Annotated in this window: 23 protein-coding genes; 11 read left to right on the top strand and 12 right to left on the bottom strand. The window is 71.1% G+C overall.

Annotated features, from left to right (window positions below; genetic code table 11):
* Positions 1-230: 230 nt before the first annotated feature.
* The 8 genes from rpmH (at position 231) to ADL05_RS27375 (ending at position 6,078) form a co-directional block, all read left to right on the top strand.
* Positions 231-374, top strand: a complete 144-nt coding sequence (gene rpmH, locus ADL05_RS27410; RefSeq protein ID WP_028647916.1) for a 50S ribosomal protein L34 — start codon at positions 231-233, stop codon at positions 372-374.
* Positions 375-474: 100 nt separating this feature from the next.
* Positions 475-963: a ribonuclease P protein component gene (gene rnpA / locus ADL05_RS27405; protein ID WP_053619906.1), complete on the top strand. Its 489-nt coding sequence runs from the start codon at positions 475-477 to the stop codon at positions 961-963.
* A gap of 8 nt (positions 964-971) precedes the next feature.
* Complete coding sequence (yidD, locus tag ADL05_RS27400; protein WP_053619905.1) at positions 972-1,286, top strand: membrane protein insertion efficiency factor YidD; 315 nt, start codon at positions 972-974, stop codon at positions 1,284-1,286.
* A gap of 28 nt (positions 1,287-1,314) precedes the next feature.
* Positions 1,315-2,265: a membrane protein insertase YidC gene (yidC, locus tag ADL05_RS27395; RefSeq protein WP_053619904.1), complete on the top strand. Its 951-nt coding sequence runs from the start codon at positions 1,315-1,317 to the stop codon at positions 2,263-2,265.
* A gap of 121 nt (positions 2,266-2,386) precedes the next feature.
* Positions 2,387-2,875 carry a R3H domain-containing nucleic acid-binding protein gene (locus ADL05_RS27390; protein ID WP_053619903.1) on the top strand — a complete coding sequence of 163 codons (489 nt, stop codon included), beginning with the start codon at positions 2,387-2,389 and terminating at the stop codon, positions 2,873-2,875.
* A 547-nt stretch (positions 2,876-3,422) separates the two neighbouring features.
* A complete protein-coding gene (gene rsmG / locus ADL05_RS27385; RefSeq protein WP_053619902.1) occupies positions 3,423-4,124 on the top strand; it encodes a 16S rRNA (guanine(527)-N(7))-methyltransferase RsmG in 702 nt (233 codons plus the stop codon).
* A gap of 128 nt (positions 4,125-4,252) precedes the next feature.
* Positions 4,253-5,077 carry a ParA family protein gene (locus ADL05_RS27380; protein ID WP_053619901.1) on the top strand — a complete coding sequence of 275 codons (825 nt, stop codon included), beginning with the start codon at positions 4,253-4,255 and terminating at the stop codon, positions 5,075-5,077.
* A gap of 56 nt (positions 5,078-5,133) precedes the next feature.
* Positions 5,134-6,078, top strand: a complete 945-nt coding sequence (locus tag ADL05_RS27375) for a ParB/RepB/Spo0J family partition protein (protein ID WP_053619900.1) — start codon at positions 5,134-5,136, stop codon at positions 6,076-6,078.
* Between the two features lie 297 nt (positions 6,079-6,375).
* Here the strand turns inward: ADL05_RS27375 and trxA are convergent, their stop codons facing one another.
* The 8 genes from trxA to ADL05_RS27335 form a co-directional block, all read right to left on the bottom strand.
* On the bottom strand, positions 6,376-6,699 hold the full coding sequence (gene trxA / locus ADL05_RS27370) for a thioredoxin (RefSeq protein WP_053619899.1): 324 nt from the start codon (positions 6,697-6,699) through the stop codon (positions 6,376-6,378).
* 109 nt (positions 6,700-6,808) lie between these two features.
* Positions 6,809-7,741 (bottom strand): thioredoxin-disulfide reductase, encoded by a 933-nt coding sequence (trxB, locus tag ADL05_RS27365; RefSeq protein WP_053619898.1) that lies wholly within the window; start codon positions 7,739-7,741, stop codon positions 6,809-6,811.
* Positions 7,742-8,043: 302 nt separating this feature from the next.
* Positions 8,044-8,964 carry an anti-sigma factor gene (locus ADL05_RS31395; protein ID WP_231640921.1) on the bottom strand — a complete coding sequence of 307 codons (921 nt, stop codon included), beginning with the start codon at positions 8,962-8,964 and terminating at the stop codon, positions 8,044-8,046.
* Positions 8,961-9,587 carry an RNA polymerase sigma factor SigM gene (gene sigM / locus ADL05_RS27355; protein ID WP_053619896.1) on the bottom strand — a complete coding sequence of 209 codons (627 nt, stop codon included), beginning with the start codon at positions 9,585-9,587 and terminating at the stop codon, positions 8,961-8,963. Before sigM ends, ADL05_RS31395 begins: the two co-directional genes overlap by 4 nt.
* 41 nt (positions 9,588-9,628) lie before the next feature.
* Positions 9,629-11,203: a protein kinase family protein gene (locus tag ADL05_RS27350; RefSeq protein WP_053619955.1), complete on the bottom strand. Its 1,575-nt coding sequence runs from the start codon at positions 11,201-11,203 to the stop codon at positions 9,629-9,631.
* Positions 11,204-11,472: 269 nt separating this feature from the next.
* Positions 11,473-13,257, bottom strand: a complete 1,785-nt coding sequence (gene murJ, locus ADL05_RS27345; RefSeq protein WP_197285954.1) for a murein biosynthesis integral membrane protein MurJ — start codon at positions 13,255-13,257, stop codon at positions 11,473-11,475.
* A 173-nt stretch (positions 13,258-13,430) separates the two neighbouring features.
* Positions 13,431-15,278 (bottom strand): murein biosynthesis integral membrane protein MurJ, encoded by a 1,848-nt coding sequence (gene murJ, locus ADL05_RS27340; protein ID WP_053619895.1) that lies wholly within the window; start codon positions 15,276-15,278, stop codon positions 13,431-13,433.
* 171 nt (positions 15,279-15,449) lie between these two features.
* Positions 15,450-18,437 (bottom strand): DUF6049 family protein, encoded by a 2,988-nt coding sequence (locus tag ADL05_RS27335; RefSeq protein ID WP_255351868.1) that lies wholly within the window; start codon positions 18,435-18,437, stop codon positions 15,450-15,452.
* A gap of 103 nt (positions 18,438-18,540) precedes the next feature.
* On the opposite strand from ADL05_RS27335, the gene ADL05_RS27330 reads away from it, so the two are divergent.
* Positions 18,541-20,040 carry a CCA tRNA nucleotidyltransferase gene (locus ADL05_RS27330; protein ID WP_053619894.1) on the top strand — a complete coding sequence of 500 codons (1,500 nt, stop codon included), beginning with the start codon at positions 18,541-18,543 and terminating at the stop codon, positions 20,038-20,040.
* 16 nt (positions 20,041-20,056) lie between these two features.
* Here ADL05_RS27330 and ADL05_RS27325 read toward each other — a convergent pair whose 3' ends face one another.
* The gene (locus tag ADL05_RS27325; RefSeq protein WP_053619893.1) at positions 20,057-20,782 is read right to left on the bottom strand and encodes a bifunctional 2-polyprenyl-6-hydroxyphenol methylase/3-demethylubiquinol 3-O-methyltransferase UbiG; all 726 of its coding nucleotides are present in this window, start codon (positions 20,780-20,782) and stop codon (positions 20,057-20,059) included.
* A gap of 119 nt (positions 20,783-20,901) precedes the next feature.
* On the bottom strand, positions 20,902-21,378 hold the full coding sequence (locus ADL05_RS27320) for a rhodanese-like domain-containing protein (protein ID WP_053619953.1): 477 nt from the start codon (positions 21,376-21,378) through the stop codon (positions 20,902-20,904).
* A gap of 93 nt (positions 21,379-21,471) precedes the next feature.
* Here ADL05_RS27320 and ADL05_RS27315 point away from each other — a divergent pair, with 93 nt between their 5' ends.
* Together ADL05_RS27315 and ADL05_RS27310 are read left to right on the top strand one after the other, a co-directional pair.
* Positions 21,472-21,942: an Lrp/AsnC family transcriptional regulator gene (locus ADL05_RS27315; protein ID WP_053619892.1), complete on the top strand. Its 471-nt coding sequence runs from the start codon at positions 21,472-21,474 to the stop codon at positions 21,940-21,942.
* A 4-nt stretch (positions 21,943-21,946) separates the two neighbouring features.
* On the top strand, positions 21,947-22,468 hold the full coding sequence (locus ADL05_RS27310) for a GNAT family N-acetyltransferase (protein ID WP_053619891.1): 522 nt from the start codon (positions 21,947-21,949) through the stop codon (positions 22,466-22,468).
* Positions 22,469-22,480: 12 nt separating this feature from the next.
* On the opposite strand, the gene ADL05_RS27305 is transcribed toward ADL05_RS27310, so the two are convergent.
* On the bottom strand, positions 22,481-23,863 hold the full coding sequence (locus tag ADL05_RS27305) for an MFS transporter (protein WP_082376929.1): 1,383 nt from the start codon (positions 23,861-23,863) through the stop codon (positions 22,481-22,483).
* Between the two features lie 73 nt (positions 23,864-23,936).
* A complete protein-coding gene (locus ADL05_RS27300; RefSeq protein ID WP_053619890.1) occupies positions 23,937-25,016 on the bottom strand; it encodes an inositol-3-phosphate synthase in 1,080 nt (359 codons plus the stop codon).
* Between the last annotated feature and the right edge of the window lie 394 nt (positions 25,017-25,410).

Raw genomic sequence — 25,410 nt, 5'->3', positions numbered from 1 at the left:
AACCCGCCCGGCGGGCGCCGTGCGGTCGGTCGTCCGGCGGGCCGCGGAGGCGGGTGACGTGGGCCGATTTGACCTCACCCGCGTCGCGTCGTATCTTCTTTATGCTTATGCCGATGATCTGCCAGCGCCCATGTCCGCATGACGGCGCGGCCACGGCACATGCACTCTGAGGCCCCGCTTATCCTGGGGGTCTGTCGTAGTACTTTCCTGACACGCCCCTGGAGCCTGTAGTGAGCAAGCGTACGTACCAGCCGAACAACCGGCGTCGCGCGAAGGTCCACGGCTTCCGGCTGCGCATGCGTACGCGCGCCGGTCGCGCCATCATCGCCTCGCGGCGCCGCAAGGGACGCTCGGCGCTGACCGTGAGCCACTAGGCCACGCCCAGCACCAAGACCTCAGGGACCGGTCCGGCCTTCTCGCCGGCCGGTCCCTTTTTCGTGTGACACGTGGGAGCCGACGCCGGAGGGAGTACCGATGCTGTCGTCGAGGAACCGGATGCGCCGCGGCTCCGAGTTCTCCACCGTCATGCGCTCGGGCCGGCGCGCCTCCCGCGACGCCATCGGCCTGGTCTACCTCGCGCCGCGCCCGGACGCGGTGGACGCGGATCCGCCCCGCGTCGGTTTTGTCGTCGGCAAGTCCGTCGGCGTCGCCGTCGTACGCAACAGGGTGCAGCGCCGTCTGCGGCACGTGATGCGGGCAAGGGTCGGCGCGCTGCCTGACGGTAGCCTGCTGGTAGTACGTGCCAAGCCCTCCGCCGCCACCGCGCGGCAGTCCGAGCTGGCCGCGCAGATCGACGGCGCGCTCGCCGCGGCCACCCGGCCCCGGCGCGGCCGCGACGGTCGACGCGGCCGGGACGCTCGCCGGGACCGCGGTGGCCGTCACGACCACCGCGCCCGGGGCACCGGTGCGTCCAGCAGCGAGACAGTGGTGGACCGCCGTCCCGACAGGGACGGGGAACGGTAGGCGAGCCGATGACCGAGCACAGACCGACGGCGTTCGCGCGCGTGCTGATCCTGCCCATTCGGGGCTACCAACGCTTCATCAGTCCGCTCTTCCCCCCGGTCTGCCGTTTCTACCCTTCGTGCAGCGCGTACGCCGTCGAGGCGCTGCGTGTGCACGGAGCCGCACGCGGGCTGTGGCTGGGAATCCGCCGCATCGCCCGCTGTCACCCCTTCCATCCCGGGGGACTCGATCCGGTACCGCCGCCCAAGGGGCGTCCGGGCCGGGAGACCGAGGAGTCGGCGGGCGGTACCGGCCACACCGGCACCGCTCCCGGGGACCAGTAGCCGAACCGAATCACATAGGAGTTGGCCGGTGCTCGACTGGCTTTACAACATCGTCGGCCACGTGTTGGCCTGGATCCACACGGGTCTGTCCCTCACCGGCCTGGACCCTGACAGCGGGTGGGCGTGGGGCCTGTCCATCGTGCTGCTCACAGTACTGATGCGGCTCCTGATGGTTCCGCTGTTCGTCAAGCAGATGAACACGCAGCGGAAGATGCAGGACATCCAACCGAAGATCATGAAGCTTCGGGAGCGCTACAAGCACGACAAGCAGCGCTTGCAGCAGGAGTCCATGAAGATCTACCAGGAGAGCGGCACCAACCCCATCATGGGTTGCCTTCCGCTCCTCCTGCAGATGCCGGTCTTCTTCGCGCTGTTCAGCGTGCTGCGCAGCGTCGCCGAGGGCAACGCGCGGTACGGCTTCGACCAGGAGCTGGCCGACAGCGCGCGGCAGGCGCTGATCTTCCAGGCGCCGATCGCGGCCCAGTTCAACAGCTCCTCCGAGGAGCTGCTGGCCCTGGGGTCCACCGACCCGATCATGGCCAAGGTCCTCATCGCGTTCGCCTGCGTGATCATGGGCTTCACGACGTTCCTCACCATGCGGCAGAGCATCAAGCGCAGCACGGCGCAGATGCCCGACAACCCCATGATGCAGACGCAGAAGATCATGATGTACCTGGCGCCGGCCTTCGGACTCTTCGGTCTGGCGATGCCCGTCGGTGTGCTCCTCTACTGGGTGACCTCCAACGTGTGGACCATGGTGCAGCAGCACTTCCTCTACCGGAACCAGCCGCTTCCGGGGGAGGAGACGGCGGACGCCAAGAGCGGCGCCAAGGGCCAGTCCAACGGTTCGGCCAAGGGCATGCTCGGCCGAAAGAAGGGCGCAGAATCCACGCCGGAGCCGAAGGAACAGCCTAAGATCGAGCGTAAGCAGCCCAAGAAGAAGTCGCGCTCCAAGCGCGGCGGGAGCGGGTCGAACTAGTCGGTCTCCGCTCGGGGCTGCCGAGTGCGCAGGCGACAAGGCCCCTGAGGCGTGCGACGGCCAGGGCGTGAGTGGACAGAGGAGATTCGCTGTGGGACGGGAAGAGAGCGGTGGAGTAGCGGTGGCTGACGCGCCTGAGGCCGAGTTCGACGTCGAGGCCCTGGAGAACGAGGGCGACATCGCCGCGGACTACATCGAGGGACTCCTCGACATCGCGGACTTCGACGGCGACATCGACATGGACGTGGAGGGCGACCGCGCGCTCGTGTCGGTCGTCGGGGCCACCCTGGACGAGCTGATCGGCGAGAACGGTGAGGTCCTGGAGGCGCTCCAGGAGCTGACCCGGCTGGCCGTCCACCGGGCGACCGGTGAGCGCAGCCGCCTGATGCTCGACATCGGCGGCTACCGCGAGGGGCGCCGCAAGGTGCTCTTCAAGATCGGTTCCGAGGCCGCGGCGAAGGTCAAGGAGACCGGCGAGACCGAGCCGCTGGAGCCCATGACCCCGTTCGAGCGCAAGGTCGTGCACGACGCGGTCGCCGCCGCGGGTCTGCGGAGCGAGTCCGAGGGCGAGGAGCCCAACCGCTACGTGGTCGTGCACCCCGCCGACTAGTCGGGGGCGGGATTCCCGTCCTCCGCGGCGCCCGGCGACGAACCGGCGCACGGCGGAGGTTCGGCGGGGCAGGACAGGACGCACTCCCGGAGGGGGTGGCGATGTTTCACGTGAAACATCGCCACCCCCTCTCGCTGTGTCCGGCCCCTGTGCGCGGTTCGGGCCGGCCGACCGTTCTTCGCCGCGACGCCGCTGCTGTCCGGCCCTCTGTGCGCGATTCGGGTAGCGGCCTCCAAAAAGCCATGGCGGTGCGCGGTGTCGACTTGGTGGCGGACAGAGTCGACATGGCGGTTCGCGAGGTCGACATGACGCCAGGGGGAGTCGACAAAGCGGCAGGCGGAGTCGACAAGGCGCCAGAGGTGGTCGACAAGTCCACCGCGCGGGTCGGCGGGGATCGCGGCGACTTCGCGCCCTGTGGGCACGGCGGTGGTGTTCGCCGATGTTTCACGTGAAACCTTGGTGACACCCGCGCATAGGATCATGGGGGCGCGTATCGTGCTCTGGCGATCGAAGTAAACGATGGACGAGTTCCGACAGGTGGTGACTGATGTCCTCGGGGTCTGAGGAGACCGCTCCGACCGCTCCGACCGATCAGGCGGAGACGGTGTTCGGGGACTCCTTGCCGAAGGCGCGGCGCTTCGCCGAACTCCTCGCGGACGACGGTGTCCGGCGCGGCCTCATCGGCCCGCGCGAGGTTCCGCGGCTGTGGGAGCGGCATCTCCTCAACTGCGCCGTCGTGGAGGAGTTGATCCCGGAGGGCGCCCACGTGGTCGACGTCGGTTCCGGGGCCGGACTGCCCGGGCTGGTGCTCGGACTCCTGCGTCCCGACATCCGGATGGTGCTCCTGGAGCCCCTCCTGCGACGGACGGTCTTCCTCAACGAGGCGGTCGAGCTGTTGGAGCTGCCGAACGTGGAGGTGCGCCGGGGGAGGGCCGAGGAGGTGCGCGGCGACCTGCTCGCGGACTTCGTGACCGCCCGCGCGGTCGCCCCGCTGCCCCGGCTCGCGGGGTGGGCGCTACCGCTCCTGCGCAGGGGCGGCAGCCTCCTCGCGCTCAAGGGCGAGCAGGCCGAGGCCGAGCTCGCGGCCGCGGAGAAAGACGTGTCGAAACTGCGCCCTTGCGTCTGCGACGTCATTCGGGTCGGCCACGGTAGGGTCGAACCCGCTACCACGGTCGTTCGCGTCACGGTGACATCCGAGGGTGGTCCGCCGCCGCGAGGCGGAAAGAAGAAGCGCGGACGGAAGAGGTGAACTCATTCGTGTCCCAGAATCCAGCCGATGTTTCACGTGAAACATCCTCCTATGGCGACCTGCTCGATGTTTCACGTGAAACAGACGGCGTCCCCGACACTCCGCTCGCTCACGCGGCCCAGGCCGCGATGCCCAGGCGTGGCTCCGGGGCCTTCTGGCCCCGCCCCAAGTCCTGTCGCGTGATCAGCGTCTCGAACCAGAAGGGCGGCGTCGGCAAGACCACGACGACCGTCAACATCGCGGCCGCACTGGCGATGAACGGGCAGCGCGTCCTCGTCATCGACCTCGACCCCCAGGGGAACGCCTCCACGGCCCTGGGCATGGAGCGCAATCCCGACATCAGCTCCATCTACCACTGCCTGGTCGAGGACGAGGAGATCCGCAACCTCGCCAAGCCGGTTCCGAACATCGAGAACCTGTGGTGCGTTCCCGCCAACATCCACCTCTCGGGCGCCGAGATCGAACTGGTCTCCCTCGTCGCGCGCGAGTCCCGTCTCAAGCGCGCCCTGGCCGCCTACGACACCTCCGAGCTCGACTACATCCTCATCGACTGCCCTCCCTCGCTCGGACTGCTCACGGTCAACGCGATGGTGGCGTGCGACGAGGTCATGATCCCGATCCAGTGCGAGTACTACGCGCTGGAGGGCCTGGGGCAGCTGCTGAACAACGTGAAGCTCGTCCAGGCCCACCTGAACCCGGGGCTGGCGGTCAGTACCATCCTGCTGACGATGTACGACGGCCGCACCAACCTGTCACAGCAGGTGGTCGACGAGGTGCGCTCCAACTTCGGCGACCTGGTCCTGGAGACCCTGGTGCCGCGCAGTATCCGTGTGTCGGAGGCGCCCAGCTACGACGAGTCGGTGATGACCTACTCCCCGACCTCCACGGGCGCGATCGCCTATCTGGAGGCCGCGCGGGAGATCGCGCACCGGGCGGACGCGGTCGACGGCTGAAGCAGGTCCGGTGACCCCGGACGGAGTTCTTTCGAGAAGTGTGGAAGGAGTTGCCGGTGAGCCAACAGCGGCGCGGACTGGGCAGGGGGCTGGGGGCCATCATCCCCCAGGGGCCGACAGCTTCCGCGGTGCCGGAGAGTGACGCGCCCCCCGCACCCGAGGTGGTTGAGGAGGCCGTGCCCGTCGGGCTGTCGGACGGCACGTACCTGGAGGAGGTGGCGGTCGGCGCGATCACGCGCAACCCCCGCCAGCCCCGTCACCACTTCGACGACCAGGCGCTGGAGGAGCTGCGCGACTCCATCAGGGAGGTCGGGCTGCTCCAGCCCGTCGTGGTCCGCAAGATCGAGGACGGCGACGAGCCGCGGTACGAGCTCATCATGGGGGAGCGGCGCTGGCGCGCCAGCAAGGACGCCGGGCTGGAGCGGATCCCGGCGATCGTCCGCAGCACGAGCGACGACGCCCTCCTGCTGGACGCCCTTTTGGAGAACCTGCACCGGCAGGAGCTCAACCCCCTGGAGGAGGCGGCCGCCTACCAGCAGCTGCTGGACGACTTCGGGGCGACCCACGACGTCCTGGCGCAGCGGGTCGGCCGTTCGCGGCCCCACATCACCAACACCCTGCGCCTGCTGAACCTGCCGCCGAAGGTGCAGTCGCGCGTGGCGGCGAAGGTGCTGAGCGCGGGGCACGCGCGGGCACTGCTGCGGGTGGAGGACCCCGAGCTCCAGGACCGCCTGGCGGCCCGCGTGGTGCAGGAGGGCCTGTCCGTGCGGTCCCTGGAGGAGGTCATCTCCCTCAGGGAGGAGCCCGAGGCCGAGCGGCGGCCGCGCGCGGCCAAGGCGGCGAGGGAGCCCAACCCGCCGCAGGTCGAGGAGTGGGCGACCCGCTTCGCCGACCGCCTGGACACCACCGTGAAGGTGGACATGGGCAAGAAGAAGGGCAAGATCGTCGTGGAGTTCGCGACGCCGGAGGACCTCGAGCGGATCATCGCCCAGATCGGTTGATCGCCTTGTCGACACGTCCACGTGTCGACGGATCGCCCGGCGGGCGCGCGCGGCGACGGCACGCGGATCGGCGGGCGCACGGACGCACGGACGCGGACCGGCGGGCCCACGGCGAACGGGCGCGGGAGCGTCGACGGTCGGCGGGCACACGCGAGGGCCGATGTTTCACGTGAAACATCGGCCCTGTGGTCGCCCTCGGCGGCCTGGGAGGGGGCGACCCGACCGGGTGGAGGCGGAGCACGTGAAAGGCCCCCAGACGTGGATCTGGGGGCCTTCCGTGCGCTCTGGCGGTCCTCGTTACAGGAACTCGGCCAGGTCCTTCTCCAGGACGCGCTTCGGCTTGGCGCCGATGATCTGCTTGACGACCTCGCCGTCCTTGTAGACGTTCATCGTCGGCAGGGACATGACGTTGTAGTCGCGCGGGGTGTTCGGGTTCTGGTCCGTGTTCAGCTTGACGATCTCGATCTTGTCGCCGTACTCCTCCGCCAGCTTGTCCAGGACCGGGGCCATCTGCTTGCAGGGGCCGCACCAGTCGGCCCAGAAGTCGACGAGGACCGGCTTGTCGCTGGCCAGGACGTCATCCTTGAAGGTGGCGTCGGTGACGTGCTTGACGGTGGACATTGTTCTCCTTGGTTCGGCGAGACCGTTGCGTCGGGGAAAGCTCGGGGTGTGTCCCTTGGTGCGCTCGACCGCTGCGGCCCCGGTGCGTGGCGGGAGCGCGCCGGGTCGGTTAGTTGCCCATGTCGGCGAGGTAGCGCTCGGCGTCCAGCGCGGCGGAGCACCCGGTGCCGGCGGCCGTGATCGCCTGGCGGTACTGGTGGTCCACGACGTCGCCCGCCGCGAACACGCCCGCGCGGTTGGTGCGGGTGGAGGGGGCGTCGACGCGGACGTAGCCCTCGTCGTCCAGTTCGATCTGCTTGTTGAACAGCTCGACCCGCGGGTCGTGGCCGATCGCGACGAACAGGCCGGTGACGTCCAGCGTGCTCGTCTCGTTGGTCTTGTTGTTGAACACCTTGAGGCCCGTGACGCGCTCCTTCCCGAGCACCTCCTTCACCTCGGTGTTCCACAGGAACGAGATCTTGTCGTTGGCCAGCGCGCGCTCGGCCATGATGCGGCTGGCGCGCAGCTCGTCCCGGCGGTGGATGACCGTGACCGACTTGGCGAACCGCGTGAGGAAGAGGGCCTCCTCCATGGCGGTGTCGCCGCCGCCCGCGACCGCGATGTCCTGGTCGCGGAAGAAGAAGCCGTCGCACGTGGCGCACCAGGAGGTGCCGCGGCCGGACAGCTCCTTCTCGCCCGGGATGCCGAGCTCGCGGTAGCCCGATCCGGTGGCCAGGATGACGGTGTGCGCGAGGAAGGTCTCACCGCCGGCCGTGACCTCCTTCACCGGCTTGGTGAGGTCGACGTCGGTGACGTCCTCGGGGACGAGTTCGGCGCCGAAGCGCTCGGCCTGCTTGCGCAGGTTGTCCATGAGGTCCGGCCCCATGATGCCGTCGGGGAAGCCGGGGAAGTTCTCGACATCGGTGGTGTTCATGAGCGCACCACCGGCGGTGATGGAGCCCTCGAACACCAGGGGGCGCAGCTCGGCGCGCGCGGCGTAGACGGCCGCGGTGTACCCGGCTGGCCCGGATCCGATGATGATGACATTGCGGACGTCACTCACGCTCGTAGGCCCTTCGCACAGTCGCTGTCCTGGTCACCCGGTGTGACCTCGGGGGAAATCTGGTTAGCACAACCGATGGTAGGCGCACCGCATTCCCTTTCGGACATCCGCCCAGCGTACGGGGGCGGGGTATGCGCGGGCGCGGGGCCCGGGCCCGGGAGCCGCCGGGGCCCGGAGCCGACCGGGGCCGCGAGCGCGGTCGCACCGCACCCGCGGGTACGGGCGGGGCTGTCGACACGCCGGTATCGCCACAGGTCGACACACCGATACGCCGACAGGTCGACAGGTCGACAGGTCGACGGTCAGCGGGCGTCGACGGTCGTCTCGGCCAGGACGCTGCGCGTGATGTCGTCCTCCTGGACGCAGCGCGGGTCGAGGACGTACACGTCCACCCGGTCGTCGTCCGCGGGGGCGTACAGCACCCACGCGCGCTCGGCGCCGGTGCCGTAGAAGGCGTCGTCCACCAGCGTGACCCGGGTGCCGAGGGCCTCGTCGAGCCGTGCCGCGCACTCCTCGGCGCCCACCAGGTCCGAGCCCGCGTCGTCGGACAGGGCCTCCGGGCCGCCGTCCTCGTTCGCGTCGGTCCCGGCGGTCGTCTCCAGCACGCCGCCGGCCTGCTCGGCCAGGTCCGCGTCGGTGTAGACCGTCTCGCTGGCCAGCACCTCCGGTCGGTAGGACTGCCCCATGTCCTGGGGCGCCTCCTCCTCGGAGGCCTCCATGGGCGCCGAGGCGCTTCCGGTGTTCTCCGTGGAGGAGCGGAGGACCTCGGTGACGACCGCCGCGCCGCCACCGACGACGAAGACCGCCGCGGCGGCCGCGACCAGCAGCTGCGGCAGGCCGAACGAGCGCCGGCGGCGCGTGATCGGCGTCACCGGGGCGAGGTCGGAGGCCCCGTCGTCGGATGAGCCGTGACCGGGAGCGGTGCGGGCGTCGGACCCGGCGTCGGCGTCGGCGTCGGACTCGTCGGTCCCGGAGTCGGCGGCACCCTCCGCCCGCTCGTGTGCGGCCTCGGCGAGACGCCGGTCGATGAGGTCGGACACGTCCCCCGGAAGCTCCGGAACCGGGGTCCCGGCGAGGACGCGGGTCACCCCGGCGAGCTCGTCCAGGGTCGCCGCACAGGTGGCGCAGGAATCGGTATGGGCGGCGACCGTGCGCATCTCGTCGGAATCCAGCAGATCCTCGGCGAAGAGCGCGAGTGCCTCCACGTCAGGGTGGGACGTCACGATGGGGTGGCACCTCCTCTCCCAGATGTGACGTCTCGCGGCGGCTGAGGGTTCCTTAGATGAGCAAGGGAGGGAAGAAGTTTCGCGCGACCCCGCGCACATCGGCTCTTGACCGTGCCCGATGCCACGTCGAGGATCTGCGCGGCCTCCTCGACCCGGTAGCCGAGCATGTCGACCAGGGTGAGGGCCAACCGCTGTTCGAGGGGGAGCAGGTCCAGGGCGGCGTGGACGTCCAGGCGCGTCTCGGTCCGCGCGGCGTGGTCGGGGCTCCCGCCGGCGCGGCCGAGCCGCTCGTTGGACAGCACGTCCAGGGCCTCGTCCTCGGTCGGGGTGGCCGGACGGACCTTTCTGCGGCGCAGGCGGTCGTGGCACGCGTTGACCACGATGCGGTGCAGCCAGGTGCTCACCTGCGACTCGCCGCGGAACCGGTCCGCGGCGCGGAACGCGGACAGGAAGGCGTCCTGCAGGGCGTCGGAGGCCTCCTCACGATCGCCCATCATCCGGATGGAGACAGCCCAGAGGCGCTCCCGGTGCCGACGGACCAGGACCGCGAAGGCCTGGTCGTCGCCCTGGGAGTGCCTTGTCAGGAGTTCCCGGTCAGGAAGCTCGTGGACCGCGTCCATCAGTGCTGATCACATACTCCACTCGTGGCCGTTCCACCCGGCTAGGCGCCGAGCACCTCGACCTCGTAGATCGTCCCACGCCACTCGCCGCCGTCCTCCGGCAGCTCCGTGAACCAGATGACGACGTACTGGCCGCTCCGACCACCCTCGACGGGGATGGTCTGCGTGCCGTTGACGGTGCCCTCCCAGGCGACGGGGAGGTGCTCGTCCAGCGTGGTCTGGTCGGTCACGGCGTCACTGTCGCCGATGCGGACCTGCACGCCGTGGTCGGCCTCCGGCAGGGTCAGCTCGACCGCGTGCACCTCCTCGCTGCCACCGAGGTCCAGCTTGAGGCCCACACCCTCCTTCTGCATCTCCAGCGGGTCCTTGTAGCCCTCGCTGCTCCAGTCGGTGCTCGGATCACCGTCGTGGGCGTACTGCGCGTTGTCGCCGTGCTCGGAGTCGTCGCCGTCCGGCATGGGGTCGAACCCGTCGGAGCCGGTGATCTCGAGGGGTACGAGCTCCTCGGAGTCCTGGGCGTCGTCGGCGGAGTCCGCGCTGGGGTCGACCGGGGTCTCGTCCTGGGCGCGCAGGCTCGCGCCGATGGTCCACGCGCCGGCGACCACGCCGACGAACACCACCACCGCGAGCACCCCGATGAGGAAGCGCTTGGGCGAGGCCTCGGACCGGGAGGCGCGGCGGTCCATCCGCGAGGGCTCCGGGCGCTCGGACCGCGCGGCGGCCGTGGTCGAACCCCGCATGGAGCGGCGCGACCCCGACCCGGCGGCGTCGAACTCACCGGTGCGCCGGGAGGTGCCGTTCTCCGGCGGGGGCGCCGACTCGGCGGGGGCGACGGGGAGGGGGATGAGCCGCGGGACCTCGGCCAGGGCCGCGCACAGCTCGGCGGGGGAGGTGATCGGCGGTCCGGGCACCATCTGCCCCGCCAGCTGCGGCAGGGCCGCGCGGGTCGTGATGGTGGCCAGCGGCTCGGGCAGGCCCGGGCGGACCTGCCCCGGGGGATAGGTGCCGGCGGGGCCCTGGGGGGCGGCGGGCAGGCCGGACTGCGGGCCGCCGGGCCAGTGCCCGGTCAGGCCCGCGTACAGCAGGGCGCCCAGCCCCTGGGCGTCGATGGCGGAGGCGTTGCCTGCGCCCGTGCCCATGAGGGCGGCGTCGACGCCGATGCCGATCACCTTGACCGCTCCGCCGCTGCTCCACATGAGCTTGTCGGGGGCCAGGCACAGATGGGTGAGGCCGCCGGCGTGGGCGGCCGCGATGGCCTCGGCGGCCTCGGCCACGAGGCCGGCGGCGCGCTCGGGCGCCATCGGCCCCTGGGCGAGGAGTTCGGCCAGGGAAGAGCCGACCACCCACTCCTCGACGACGTAGGGGACGGGTCCGGTGTCGTCGGCGTCGAAGACCTGGGTGACGCGGGCGTCGGGAATGCGACTGGTGGCGCGGGCGGCGCGGACGACCTCGGACGTACGGGGGAATCCCTCGGCGAAGGTCCACACCGCGACGGGGCGGGCCAGTGTCTCGTCGGTGGCCTTCCAGCGGGTCGCTCCGCCGGTCTCGCTCACCACGTGGTCGAGACGGTAGCGGTTGGCCAGCTTGGCCCCGGGCTCGATCAGAAAGGTGCTCATGATGGGAGTGACGGGCGCCGGTGCCGTGGCGTCGCGGACGTCCGCGGGCTCCACCGTGGGGCGGAGCGGTAGCGGGGTGCGCGGGCCCTCGGCCCTACTTGCTGTCCCCAGCCTCCCTTCGGGCAGCTCGGATGATCAGATCTCTGGCGGTGAAGCGGTGCGAGTCCATGCTAGGACGCGTGAACAGCCTGTTTGGAGGACACGGGATACCTTTCCACCCTCTGGTCGATACCGGTACGCGGCTACCCAACGTCACCCGTGACTGGTGATCAGCGCCGTCGCAGCCGGGACTTGAGCAAATCGAGGAATGATGTGACTTCCGTCACATTGAGGAGCTTTGCGGTAACCACGAACAGTACGCCACCGACGACACCACCGGCGGCGATGGACGCGAGGGCGGGCCACAGGTCGCCGGGCAGGCCCCGGAACACGTAGATCATGGCCACACCGAACAGGGCCGAGGGAACGGTCGCGATGTGGATCTTGGCGAGCGTGACGAGCGTCTGGCGCCCCTCCATCCCGTTGAGGCGCCTGGCCAGCATGCGCCACATGATGACCGAACCCACGATGTAGTACAGGCCGTAGGGCACCGGCAGCCACACCACGATGTGCTGGGGCTCCATCCAGAACAGCAGGCTGACCGCGGTGACCGCGTGGGCGATCTCCGAGGGGATCGACACCAGCGCGGGCGAGCGGGTGTCGCCCAGCGCGTAGAACACGCGCATCTGCAGCTGGAAGAGCGTGAACGGGATGAGCATCACGCAGAAGACCATGAGGATGCGGCCGATCGCCGCGGCGTCCTCGGTGCTCGTACTGCCCTGCGCGTAGATCATCACACAGAACGGGACGGCGAAGACGATCATCGCCACCGAGATGGGGATGATCAGCACCGACGACAGCCTGAAGCCGTGGGAGAAGTCACGGCGCACCTGGTCCTTGCGGCCCGCTGCCACGTGCTCGCTCATCCGCGGCAGCAACGCCGTGATCACCGACACCGCGATGATCGCGTACGGCAGCTGGAAGAGCATGGACGCGAACTTGTAGGCAGCGATACCCGCACCGGTCTCGTAGCCGAGCTCGGCCGCCATCGACCCGGCACGGGTCGCCACGTTGGTCGAGACGAGCGCGCCCACCTGCGCGACGACGATGTAGAGCATCATCCACGAGGCGGCGCCGGCCGCCTCGCCCAGGCCGGAGCCGCGCAGGTCCATGCGCGGCCGCCAGCGGAAGCCCGCCGCGGCCAGGGCCCACACCAGCACGGCCGCCTGCACGACCTGGCCCAGGGCCGTGCCCAGGCCCAGGAGCATCAGCTCGCCGCTGGTGATGGTCTCCACCGTGCGGCCCGGCCCGGCCAGGGCCAGGAACCACAGGCAGATCCCGATGATGACGACGTTGTTCAGCACCGGCGCCCACATCGGCGCGCCGAACCTGTTGCGCGCGTTGAGCATCGCGCTCGCCAGGCCGCTGGCGCCGATGAAGAAGATCTGCAGCACCAGGAAGCGGGCGAGGATGACCGAGACCTCGAACTGGCTGCCCGAGAACCCGCCCGCGTAGATCCGGATGAACCACTCCGCGAGGCCGACCGCCACGAGGGTGATGACGAACAGGGCCAGCAGCATCAGCGTGACCAGGCGCTGCTCGGTCTTGTCGCCGCCGTCGGCGTCCAGCTTGCGCCGCTTGACGATGAAGGGCACGAACACGCTGGCCAGCAACCCGCCGATCAGCAGGTCGTAGATCATGTACGGGACCATGCCGGCGGTCTGGTACGCGTCGCCGAGCAGCTGGGTGCCGATCGCCGCGGCCAGGATGATCGTCCGGACGAAGCCCGTCACGCGCGAGGCGATCGTGCCGACCGCCATGATCGCGCTCGACCTGGCGATGTTGCCGGGGCCGGTGTGGGAGCTGCCGCCGACCTCGTCGCCGTCCTCCAGACCGGCGCGGTCGGCGGTGCCCAGGTCGCCGATCTCGCTCGGGTCCCGGACCGTGGTCAGACCGGTCTCGGCGGGGATCTCCGGATCGTGCCGCTCGTAGTCGTCGAGCACGTCCTCCGGCATCAGCAGGCGCGTGCGGTGCCGTTCGTGGGACCGCGACCCGGGGATGGCGTCATCCACGGGCGGGCTCGACTCAGTGGGGTGGTCGCTCGACACCGTCGGGCTGTCCTTCTCTCAGAACGGTCGTCTTCGGGGGAACTCCCGGCGGGGGCGGAGCCGGGAGGGACGGTACTGCGTCATCGACGCAGCCGACCGCGGATCAGTTCCACGGCGGCGGTGAGCTCCGGGACACGCAGCAGGCGCGCGCATCCGAGGAAGAGCAGCGCGCCGACCGTGCAGCCGACGGCGGGGGCACCGATGTAGCTGGCCAGTCCGGGCCCGACATGGGTGTCGAAGAGCCAGGACACACCGAGGCCGGCCGCGATGCTCGGAACGACGGCCGCGTGCAGGCGCAACAATGTGCCAATGACGTGCTTGCCGTCAAGCCCCCCGAGGCGTCGGCTCAGCACGTTCCCGGCGATGACGACGCCGGTCAGGAAGGAGAACATGAAGCCGGCCGCCACGCCCACGACGACCTGCTCCGGGGGCAGGAGCAGGTAGGCGACCAGGGCCAGGCCGCTGTGAACAGCCAGGTTGGCGATGGCGATCAGGGACGGCGTGCGGGTGTCGCCCATGGCGAAGAACACACGCAGCATGAGCTGGAAGACCGTGAAGGGGACCAGCCCCAGGGCCATGACCGCGAGGATCTGGCCGATGTTGGCCGCGTCGGCCACCGAGATCGACCCGCGCGCGAAGGCCAGCACGGAGATCGGGACCGCGTACATCGCGATCGCGAAGGCCATCGGCACCAGGACGAACGCCGAGATCCGCAGGGTGCGGGAGAAGTCCGAGCGGACCGAGGTCCAGTCCTCGTCCTCGGCGTGGGCGCTCATCCGGGGCAGGAGCACGGTGATGAGCGAGACGGCGATGATCGCGTACGGCAGCTGGAAGAGCTGGTAGGCGAGGTTGTAGGCGGTGATGCCCGCACCGACCTCGCGCCCCTGCTCGATCCCGGCCACGTTGGCGGCGTTGGCGATGTTGGTGGTGATCCACAGGCCCGCCTGGGTGAGCAGGGTGTAGAGCATCATCCAGCCGGCGGTGCGCAGGGCCTCGCCCAGGCCGCTGCCGCGCAGGTCCAGCCGGGGGCGCCACCGGTAGCCGGACCGGGCGAGGGCGACGAAGAGTACGACGGCCTGCAGCGCCATGCCCGCGGCGGTGCCCGCGCCCAGCAGGGTCAGGTAGGAGTGGTCCACCGGGGGCTCCTGGCCGGGGCCCGCCGCCCACAGGAACATCCCGCCGACGCCCATGATGACCAGGTTGTTGAGCACCGGGGCCCAGACCGCCGCGCCGAACTTCCCGCGGGTGTTGAGCATGGCGCTGAGCAGCCCGCTCATGCCCACGAAGAAGATCTGGGTCATGAGGTAGCGCGCCAGGAACACCGAGTCGTCGAACTGCGCGTCGGTGAACCGTGACCCGTACATCAGGATCAGGAACTCGGCGGCCAGGACGGCCACCGTCGTGAGCAGCAGCAGTGCCAGCAGCGTGGTGGTGAACAGCCGGTCCTCGGTCGCCTTGCCGTGGTCGGCGTCGCGCTTGCGGCGCTTGACCAGGAACGGCACGATGACGCTCGCCATCAGGCCGCCGATGAGCAGGTCGTTGAGGATGAACGGGATCGTGTGCGCGGTGTTGTAGGCGTCACCGAGCAGGTGGGTGCCGATGGCCGCGCCGAGCACGATGGTGCGGGCGAAGCCGGTGATCCGGGAGGCCATGGTGCCGACCGCCATGACGGCGCTGGAGCGCATCATCCCGCCGTCGGAGCCCGACCCCGATCCGCCGCCCGGTCCGTCGGTCGGCCCGTCGCCGGAACCGCCGTCGGGCCGAACCGCGTCCGGCTCGGGCAGCTCGCCCTCCTCATAGGAGGCCGTGGGGCCGCCGGTCGGCCGGATCGGGTTCTCGCCGGGCAGCGGTCCCTCGGCGTCGCGGTACGGGTACTGGGGGGAGCGGTCGGCGGGGTGTCCGCCGCCGTTCGGGGAGTCGGTGACCACCGTGGATCAGGCTTCCTTTCGTCCGACTGGGGAAGGTCCGGCCGGGACTCCGCGGTGCGGGGCCCGGGGCGGGGGGTGCGCCGCGGCGCGCGTCGGCATGGCGACGTGCGGACGTGTCGACATGGCGTCCTGTCGGTCAGGCGACATGTCGGCGCATCGCTCGGCGGGGGCTCACCGGCCGGGGCCGTCCGGTGTCCGGGGGTGCCCGGTCCCGCTCGTGTCGGGCTCCGTCGCCTCCTCGGCGGCGTCCGCCCCGGAGGAACGCCCGGTGCCATCGTCCCCTGTGTCCGGCGGTGCCCCGTCCACAGGGTCCGCGGCCGCGTCACCGGAGTCCGTGGTCCCGGCCGCCTCGGCGCCGTCCGCGGCTTCGTTCGTGCGGTCGTCCGCGGGAGCGTCCGTGTGGCCGTCCGCGGTCGTCGCCTCGTCCGTGCGGCCGTCCGCGGGCGCGTCCCCGTTCGCTTCGTCCGCGCTCCGGTCCGCGGCCGCGCCGCCGTCCGGGGCTTCGTCCGCGCCCGCGGCTTCGTTCTCGGCCCCGTCAGCGGTCGCGCTCTTGTCAGCGCCCCCGTCAGCGCCTTCGGCCGCGGCCCCGTCGGCCTCCTCGGCGGACCGGGAGGCCTGGCGGCGGGTCCACTTGCGCAGGGCCCGGGGCGCCAGGGCCACGACGAGGATGAGCAGACCGATACCGCTGATCAGCAGGGCCTGCGTGCCCAGTCCGGTGGCGTTGACCGGGATCAGGATGTCCTGGGAGCTGATCGGCTCGCCCTCGGTGTTCTGCAGGCTCACGTACAGCTCCGTGCGGCCGTTGATCCGGGCCGACAGCGGGACGTAGACCGTGGTCTTGGCCCCCGGCGCGATCTCGAAGCGCTGCGTGTACTCGCCGATGGCCAGCCGTTCGGCGTTGGCCGAGTACACCGAGAGGTGGACGTAGACCGTCTCCTCCTCCAGGTCGTTGGCCACCAGGATCCCGGTGATGCCGGTCGGGGAGGCCAGGGTGACCGGCTCGCCGGGGATGATGCGCACGTCCTCGCGGTGCTCCTGGATCGTGCCCAGGACGAGGGAGCGGGCCACACCGGCGGGGGCCCCGCGGTCCCGCCAGTACGTCGACTCCAGCCGCAGGACCGCGGGGCGGAAGGGATCGGAGCCCCCGACCAGGACGCTGTTGAACAGCCGTACGTCCTGGTTCACGTCCTGGATCTGGCTCAGGTAGGTGGAGCTCAGCTCCTCCTCGGCGTCGGGGTAGGTGAGGCCGCGGCGGGTGTCCTCGCGCTCGGACTCGTCCGCCAGCTCCACGTCGTCCAGCCGTTCGGGGGACAGCCAGGGCAGCTCCTCGGAGGCCTCCAGCACACCCGACGCGAAAGCGGGGTCCGGGTCCCACCGCGCCTCCGGAGAGGCGACGACCACCCGGTCGTCGCCCGCGTTCTCGCCCGCGATCATCGCGGTCTCGGCCGCGAAGCGCTGCAGCGCGAGCGCGGTCTCGCCCGGCCCGCCGGTCGGTGCGGACAGCACGTCGGTGAGGCCGTCGTCGGCGACCAGGCCGACCCGCTCCACACCCTCCGCGTCGCCCTCCACGGGCGGCAGCGGGGCCTGGGCGGTCGGGGTGGTGGAGAGCCAGCCCGCCGCGGGCAGGGTCGGCTCGCGCAGGACGAAGCGCTCGGCGCCGGCCTCGGCCAGCAGTGTGTAGACGGCCTCGTCCATCACTCCGCCGGGCGGGACGGCGTAGGCGCCGTCGGCCTCCATCGCCAGTGCGCGCAGGACCGCCTCCCGGCCGACCCGGACGGCGGCCTCGGCGTCGGCGCCCATGTCGTTGTGGACCAGCGCGGCCAGGTCGGCCGAGGCGTAGGGCGTGGCCACGACGGTGTCCTGGGCCAGCACCCGGCGGGCCTCGCGCAACCACACCTGGGCGGACTGGTCGGCCTCGAACCGCTCGACGTCCGGGTCGGTGCCGGCCGGGACGTCCTCCAGCTCCTGCACGACCGAGTACTCATCGGAGGCCGCCCGCACGATGTCGTCCAGCGTGCCGGGATCGACGGCCCAGGTGATCGGGACGCCCTCGGTGCGGGTCGGCTCCTCCTCATCCTCCTCGTCCGCGGCGTCCCCGTCCCCGGTCTCCTCCTGGTCGCCGTCCTCGCCCTCCGCGGTCTCCTCGGCGTCCTCCCCGTCGGTCGGCTCCTCGGAGGGCAGGCCCTCCGCGGTCTCCTCGGCCGTGGGGTCGTCCGGAACCGGTGTCTCCTCCTGGTCCTCGCCCAGACCGAGGAGTTCGACCAGGTCGTCCTCTCCGGGGTCGAAGGACAGGTCGGTCTGCGCGCCGGCGGCCAGCAGACGGCTCAGGCGGCCGTCCGCGTCGACCTCCTCGGAGACGCGGTCGCTCAGGAAGGTGTCGTCGTCCGCGCGCTGCGGGTCCGTGACGAGCGGCCACACCCACGCGATGTCGACGGAGGGGACGTCGTCCCCGCCCGTGAAGGGGAGGAAGGTGTACTGCGCGCCCACGACCCCGCCGTCGCCGTCGACGGCCTCGATGACCATCGGGTAGACGCCGTAGCCCGACAGGCCGAGCTCGTCGACGGGGGTGCTGAGGGAGTAGTCGCCGTCCGCGCCCGGTTCCAGCGCGCCGACACCGTCCTCCTCCGGGCCCTCCGCGTTCGGCTGCCAGCCCGAGCCCGAGGCGAACTCGTCCAGCTCGTCCCGGCCGCTGAAGGGGTGGCGCGAGTAGCGCAGGCGCACGGTGACGTCGTCCAGCTCGGCGTCGGTGGTGTTGGTCACCCGGCCGGTCACGCGCAGGGTGCTGTCGTCGTCGACCGCGTCGGGAGTGATGCGCTCGACGACGAGCGGCTCGGCGGTGTCCTCGGCCCGGGGTTCGGTCCTGACGGAGGACAGCGCGGCCGGGATCGGGAACAGCGCGGCGGTCATGGCCGTGACCGCGGCGGCGGAGACAATTCGACGCAACGCTTGACCGGTTTCCTGATTCGGGTCCAGATGGCCGTCCCGCCGGGCGTACGCGCATGGGGCGGAGACGGTCGGAGCACCCGCACGGCGCGCTCGGCGGACGCGGGCCGGGTGGACGCGAGGAGACGGAGGCGCCCTACCACTGCCCCCGAAGATACCGTGTCCCCGGTACCCGGACGCTGGCCCGGCGCGCGCGGCGTCGCGGGGGTGCTCCACCCTCTCACCGAACACCCTCCGCCCACCAGTGCCGACGCGGTCCGCGGGACGAGTCGGCGGGAGAAGGCGGGGTCCTCGCGCGTGATCGCCTAATCTGCGTGGTGTGCCGAACACAGAGTTTTCGAGTGAGACCGAGACCGCCACGCAGGAGGAATCGGGGGCGACGCGCCCCGCGGGGACACTGACGGGCGAGCAGAGAGCGGCGGTCACCGCACTGCTCGACGCCGTGCGCCCCGTCTCCGACGAACTCGGCGAACGCTTCGCCGCGCACGACCAGCAGCTCGCCGTCGTCGGCGGGCCGGTGCGCGACGCGCTCCTCGGCAGGGCCTCCAACGATGTGGACCTCACCACGGACGCCGTCCCCCAGCGCATCCTCGAACTGGTCGACGGCTGGGCCGACTCGGTGTGGACCGTCGGCATCGAGTTCGGCACGGTCGGGCTGCGCAAGAAGAACCTCCAGGTGGAGGTCACCACCTACCGCAGCGAGTCCTACTCCCCGAAGTCGCGCAAGCCGGACGTGCACTACGGCGACAACATCCACGACGACCTGCTGCGCCGCGACTTCACGGTGAACGCGATGGCCGTGCGCCTGCCCAGCCAGGAGTTCGTCGACCCCTTCGGCGGGCTCGCCGACCTGGCCGAGGGCGTCCTGCGCACGCCCGGGCGGCCGGAGGACTCCTTCAGCGACGACCCGCTGCGCATCATGCGGGCCGTCCGCTTCGCCGCCCAGCTCGGCTTCGAGCTGGCCCCGGAGGTGGCCGAGGCCGCCCGCGACATGGCCGAGCGGCTGTCCATCGTCTCGGCCGAACGGGTCCGCGACGAGCTGGTCAAGCTCCTGCTCAGCTCGGACCCGCGCCGGGGCATCGAGCTCATGGTGGACCTGGGGATCGCCCCCTACGTCCTGCCGGAGATCCCCAAGCTGCGCCTGGAGATCGACGAGCACCACCGGCACAAGGACGTCTACGAGCACTCGCTCATCGTCCTGGACCAGGCGATCGAGCTGGAGCGCGCCCGCGGGCACGCGCCGGACCTGGTCCTGCGCCTGGCCGCGCTGCTGCACGACGTCGGCAAGCCCAAGACCAGGGCCTTCGAGGGTCCCGGCCGGGTGACCTTCCACCACCACGAGGTGGTGGGCGCCTCCATGAGCCGCAAGCGGCTCAGCGCGCTGCGCTTCCCCAAGGACGTCATCGCCGACGTCAGCACCCTGGTCGCCCTGCACCTGCGCTTCCACGGCTACGGCAAGGGCGAGTGGACCGACTCCGCGGTGCGCCGGTACGCCCGCGACGCGGGGTCGCAGCTGGAGCGCCTGCACATCCTCACCCGCGCCGACTGCACCACCCGCAACCGGCGCAAGGCGGCGGCCCTGGCGCGCGCCTACGACGACATCGAGCGGCGCATCGAGAAGCTCGCCGAGCAGGAGGAGCTCGACCGGATCCGCCCGGACCTGGACGGCAACGAGATCCAGCGGATCCTCGACGTCAAGCCGGGGCCGGTCATCGGCCGGGCCTACCGGTACATGCTGGAGCTCCGGCTGGAGAACGGGCCGATGAGCAAGGAGGACGCGACCGAGGCCCTGCGGGCCTGGGCCGCGGAGCACCTGTGACGGTGTGTTCGGGCGGTCAGCGCCCGGGTTTGACGGCGGTCACGGCCATCGCCATGCCGAACACGCGCAGCGGCGTGCCCTCCAGGGAGTCCGAGACCTGCTGGAGGGCGCGCCCGCGGCGGTCGAACGGCGGCATCAGGTAGTCGATGGCACGCACGCTCAGGCCGGTGGCGCGCAGCGCGCGGCCCAGCTCCTGGGTGGTGAAGGCGCGTGCGTCCGACATCCGGTCGTGCAGCGGACGCACCCAGGGCAGGAACGGGGCGGTGAGCGCCGACCGGCGCCGGGTGCCCCACAGGACGCCGTGCGTCTCGAAGGGGAACCAGCGATTGGGCGTGGTGAAGGAGAACGCGCCGCCGGGCTTGAGCACGCGGTGGATCTCGCGCAGGCTCCCCTCCAGGTCGTCGAGGTGCTCCAGGACCTCGAAGGCCGTCACCCGGTCGAAGGTGTGCGCGTCGAAGGCCAGGCTGTCCGCGTTCATCTTGTGCAGGCCGATCCGGTCGGCGAGGTCGGTCCCGGCGATGCGGTCGCCGAACGAGGCGAGGCGCTCGGGTTCCACGTCGATCGCGTCCACGCGGACGAATCCCGGTGCGAGTTCGGCCGTGTAGGTGCCGTCTCCGCAGCCGACGTCCAGGAGCCGGTCGCCGTAGGGCGGCAGCTGCTGGGCGACGGCCCCCACGCGCTTGGACACCCCGCGCGGGCCGAACGCGCTGGACGGGTTCCCCAGTCCGAAACCGACGGTCATGGTGCACCTTCCTGACGATGAGTCCTGCCGGGGACACTACAGCAGGTGATCATCCGATCACGTAAGGATGGCCGTCCGGGTCGATGTGTCGACCTGTCGCCGTGTCGCCGTTCGGCGGCTCAACAGGCACAGCCCGGCACGCCGACCGGTCCCACCAGCGGGTCGACCGGACCCCGGGCCACACCGGCGTCGGTCTCGACCGCGAGCCCCTCCCGCACCCAGTACTCCATGCCGCCCACCATCTCCTTGACCGCGTAGCCCAGCAGGGCGAAGGCCAGGGCACCGCGCGCCGCTCCGTCACAGCCCGGACCCCAGCAGTAGGTCACCACGGTCAGCGCGGGGTCGACCAGGCCGGACGCCTCCTCGGTGATCCCCGGGTGCGGGAGGTGCACCGCGCCCGGCACGCGGCCCTGCTCCCACGAGCGGGTGTCCCGGGTGTCGACCAGGACGAGGCCGGGCTCGTCCAGCGCCATCGAGGCGTGGACGTCGGCGACGTCGGTGTACAGGGCCAGGCGCGCCGCGAAGTGCACGGCGGCTTCGGCGGGGGAGAGGGCGGGAACGCGAACGGCGGGGCTGTCGAAGGCGTGTGTCGTCATGTCGACCAATCTAGGAGCCGACACCCGCCGTGGGCAGAGAGCTTCCACGGTCTTCAGTGTCGATGGCCGGGGAAGTAGCGGTATACCTGGTGCATGACCGATGAATCCCTGGACGAGACCGATCTGCGCCTCCTTCGGGCCCTGCAGGACGACGGGCGCGCCACCTACGCCGAACTCGCCCGGCAGGTCGACATGTCGCCCAGCGCGGTGACCGAGCGGGTGCGGCGCCTGGAGGAGACGGGGGTGATCACCGGCTACTCCGCCTCCGTGGCCCCGGAGCGGCTCGGGTTCACCGTGCTGGCCTTCGTCCGGCTCGCCTACCCCACCGGCCACTACAAGCCCTTCCACGACCTACTGGCGAGCACGCCGGAGATCACCGAGGCCCACCACGTCACCGGCGAGGACTGCTTCCTGCTCAAGGTGCTCGCCCGCGACATGCGACACCTGGAGTCGGTGGTGGGCCGGGCCGCCGCCCTGGGGTCGGTCACCACCAACGTCGTCTACTCCAGCCCGCTCGACGGCAGGCCCCCGACGGAGGCGTTCGGGGCGGGTGCGGGACACTGACCGGATGACGACCACCACCTGGTATCTGGAGTCGACCGCGCCGTCGGACCTGGTCCCGGCGCGCGAGCCCGTGGCCGGACGGGACGTGCGCTTCGTCCGGTGCGGCATCCCCAGTCCGGACTTCAGCCGCTTCCTCTACGAGCGCGTCGGCGGGGACTGGCAGTGGACCGACCGCCTCCCGTGGTCGCACGAGCGATGGCGCGCGTGGGTGGAGCGCCCCGGAAGCGAGACCTGGGTCCTGTACGAGCACGGCACCCCCGCGGGCTTCGCCGAACTCGACGCCCAGCCTGACGGCGACGTCGAGATCGCCTACTTCGGCCTGCTGCCCGGCTTCCTCGGCCGGGGGCTGGGCGGGCACATGCTCACACTGACGCTGCGCCGCGCCTGGGACCTGGCCGAGCGGTGGCCGGACCGCGAACCCACCGGGCGCGTGTGGGTGCACACGTGCAGCCTCGACGGCGACCACGCGCTCGCCAACTACCGCGCGCGCGGCCTGCGCGTGTACCGGGAGACCACCACCGGCTGACGGGGCCGCTCCTCACGCCCCTGCGTCCGGTGAGCGCGAAACCCGGCGCCGGGCCCAGGACGCCTGCGACCCGCTGGGCGACCGCTTCTCCGGTCCGCCCCGGCCGACCCTCCCGAACGCCGGATCCGGCCCCTGGCGGAGGCCGCGCACGATCCAGGCCGCGCTGAGGAACAGGAAGGCGAGCGCCATGGCGCCGACCACGGCCGCGCTCACCCCCGACGGCGGCACCAGCGCCGCCGCCAGCGCCGCGCCCAGGACGAACGTGGCGTTGAACAGGACGTCGTAGACGGAGAACACCCGGCCCCGGAACGCGTCGTCGACATGTCGCTGAACCAACGTGTCGACCGTGACCTTCACACCCTGGGAGACGAAGCCCAGCACGAACGCGGCCACGGGGAACAGCACGGGGGAGAAGGGCAGCCCGAAGACCACCAGGGCCGCGGCGGCGGCCGCCAGCTGCAGGGCGATCCACGTACCCGGCTCCATACGCGCGGTCGCCCAGGGGGTGGCCACCGCGCCGAGGAAGAACCCGATCGCCAGCAGTCCGGCCGCGACGGAGAAGCCCGCGAGCCCGGCCACCCCGCCGCCGGTGAACGTGTTGTTGTACAGCAGCAGCGTGAGCAGGGTGGAGATACCGAACAGCACACGGTGTGCGCCGATCGTGGCCAGCGCGTCCCGGGCGGCGGGGCGGGCCCAGATGTGCCGCACCCCGGCGACCATCCCGAGCACGGCGCTGTGGACGGCGGCGCGCACCTCCTCGGGCTCCCGCTCCAGGTGCGGCCCCAGCTCCCGGCGCCCGAGGGACAGGGAGACCAGCGCGGCCCCGGCGAAGCCGAGCGCGGCGGCGAACAGGACCAGCCCCGTGCCGAGGACCGTCGCGCCGCCGACCAGTCCGACGGCCAGGCCCGCGCCGGTGCCCAGTGAGCTGGCCACGGTCCCGCAGGTCGGGGTGACCGCGTTGGCCATCATCAGCTTGTCGCGGGACACCACGTACGGCAGCCCCGCCGACAGGCCCGAGAGGAAGAAGCGGTTGACGCTCAGCACCAGCAGGGCGGCGACGAGGAAGGCCGGGCCCTCGCCCCCGGACACCACGAGCGCGCTCACCACCGCGAGCACGGCCTTGACGAGGGAGGACACCAGCAGGACCTGGCGGCGCGGCCACCGGTCGATCAGGACCCCGGCGAAGGGCGCCACCACCGAGAACGGCAGGAGCAGCACCGCGAAGGCCGCCGCGACGGCGCCGGCGCTCGTGTGCTGCTCGGGGTTGAAGAAGACGAATCCGGCCAGTCCGGCCTGGTAGACGCCGTCGGAGAACTGCGAGACCAGGCGGGTGCCGAACAGCCGGCGGAACCTGGACCCCCGGAGGACCACGCGCAGATCACCGTAGAAGGACACGTCCTCAGCGTACGGCCTGCCGCCCGGCCCCCCACGGCCTGCCCGGGGCCGTCCGGCCCCGGGCACGGGAACCTCAGCCCTGCTCGTCGCCCGCGATGAAGCTCTCGACGGCGTCGTGCGCCTCGGAGTCGCTGTACTGCACGGGCGGGGACTTCATGAAGTAGGAGGACGGCTCCAGGATCGGGCCGCCGAGGCCGCGGTCCTTGGCGATCTTGGCGGCGCGGACGGCGTCGATGATGATGCCGGCGGAGTTGGGCGAGTCCCACACCTCCAGCTTGTACTCCAGGTTCAGCGGAACGTCGCCGAAGGCCCGGCCCTCCAGGCGGATGTAGGCCCACTTGCGGTCGTCGAGCCACGGCACGTGGTCCGACGGGCCGATGTGCACCGACCCGGCCTTGAGCTCGTGCGGGATCTGCGAGGTGACGGACTGCGTCTTGGAGACCTTCTTCGACTCCAGGCGCTCGCGCTCCAACATGTTCTTGAAGTCCATGTTGCCGCCGAAGTTGAGCTGGTAGGTCCGGTCGACGATGACGCCGCGGTCCTCGAACAGCTTCGACAGCACCCGGTGGGTGATGGTGGCGCCGATCTGCGACTTGATGTCGTCGCCGATGATCGGCACGCCCGCCCTGGTGAACTTCTCCGCCCACTCGGGGTCGGAGGCGATGAACACCGGCAGGGCGTTGACGTAGGCCACGCCCGCGTCGATCGCGCACTGGGCGTAGAACTTGCCCGCCTCCTCCGAGCCCACGGGGAGGTAGGAGACCAGGACGTCGGCCTTGGTGGCCTTGAGGGCGGCCACGACGTCGACGGCGTCCTCGGCGGACTCCTCGATCACCTCCCGGTAGTACTTGCCGAGTCCGTCGTAGGTCGGCCCGCGCATCACGGTGACGCCGGTCGGCGGCACGTCGGTGATCTTGATCGTGTTGTTCTCGCTCGCCGTGATGGCGTCGGCCAGGTCGTGTCCGACCTTCTTGGCGTCCACGTCGAAGGCGGCCACGAACTCGATGTCGCGCACGTGGTACGGCCCGAACTGCACATGCATCAGGCCGGGCACCCGGGACTCGGGGTTGGCGTCCTTGTAGTAATGCACGCCTTGGACGAGCGACGCCGCACAGTTGCCGACGCCCACGACGGCTACACGTACCGAACCCATTGGTCCTTGCTCCTTCTTCTCCGCGAACATGGATTCCACAGCGCACGACGACGGGCCCGCGCCGACGGCTGTCGGGGGCCTGTCATCCCGCGTTCGATTCCCGTATGTGGTCAGCAGCGCACGCGGCGGTTCTGTTCCCCCGGTGCGGCCGTCGGCTACGGGTGGGAACGTGCATGTCTGGCTGGTTTGTTCAGATCTGACTCTATCTTCGCTGGCCGGCGGCCCGGCATGATTCGGGGTCTCCCTCCCCGGCTCCGCGGCGACCGGCCACGGGCGGGCTCGGCGGACGGACTGAGCGCAAGATCTCAGTGCGGCGCTCCGGCCTGCGACGATGGTCCGGGTCGGGAGCCGGGTGGTGCGAACCATGTCACCGCCTCCGACCCGCCCCACCACC

The organism is Nocardiopsis sp. NRRL B-16309, assembly GCF_001279585.1.
Classification (GTDB): Bacteria; Actinomycetota; Actinomycetes; order Streptosporangiales; family Streptosporangiaceae; genus Nocardiopsis.
This window is presented reverse-complemented; position numbering and strand designations above follow the sequence as displayed.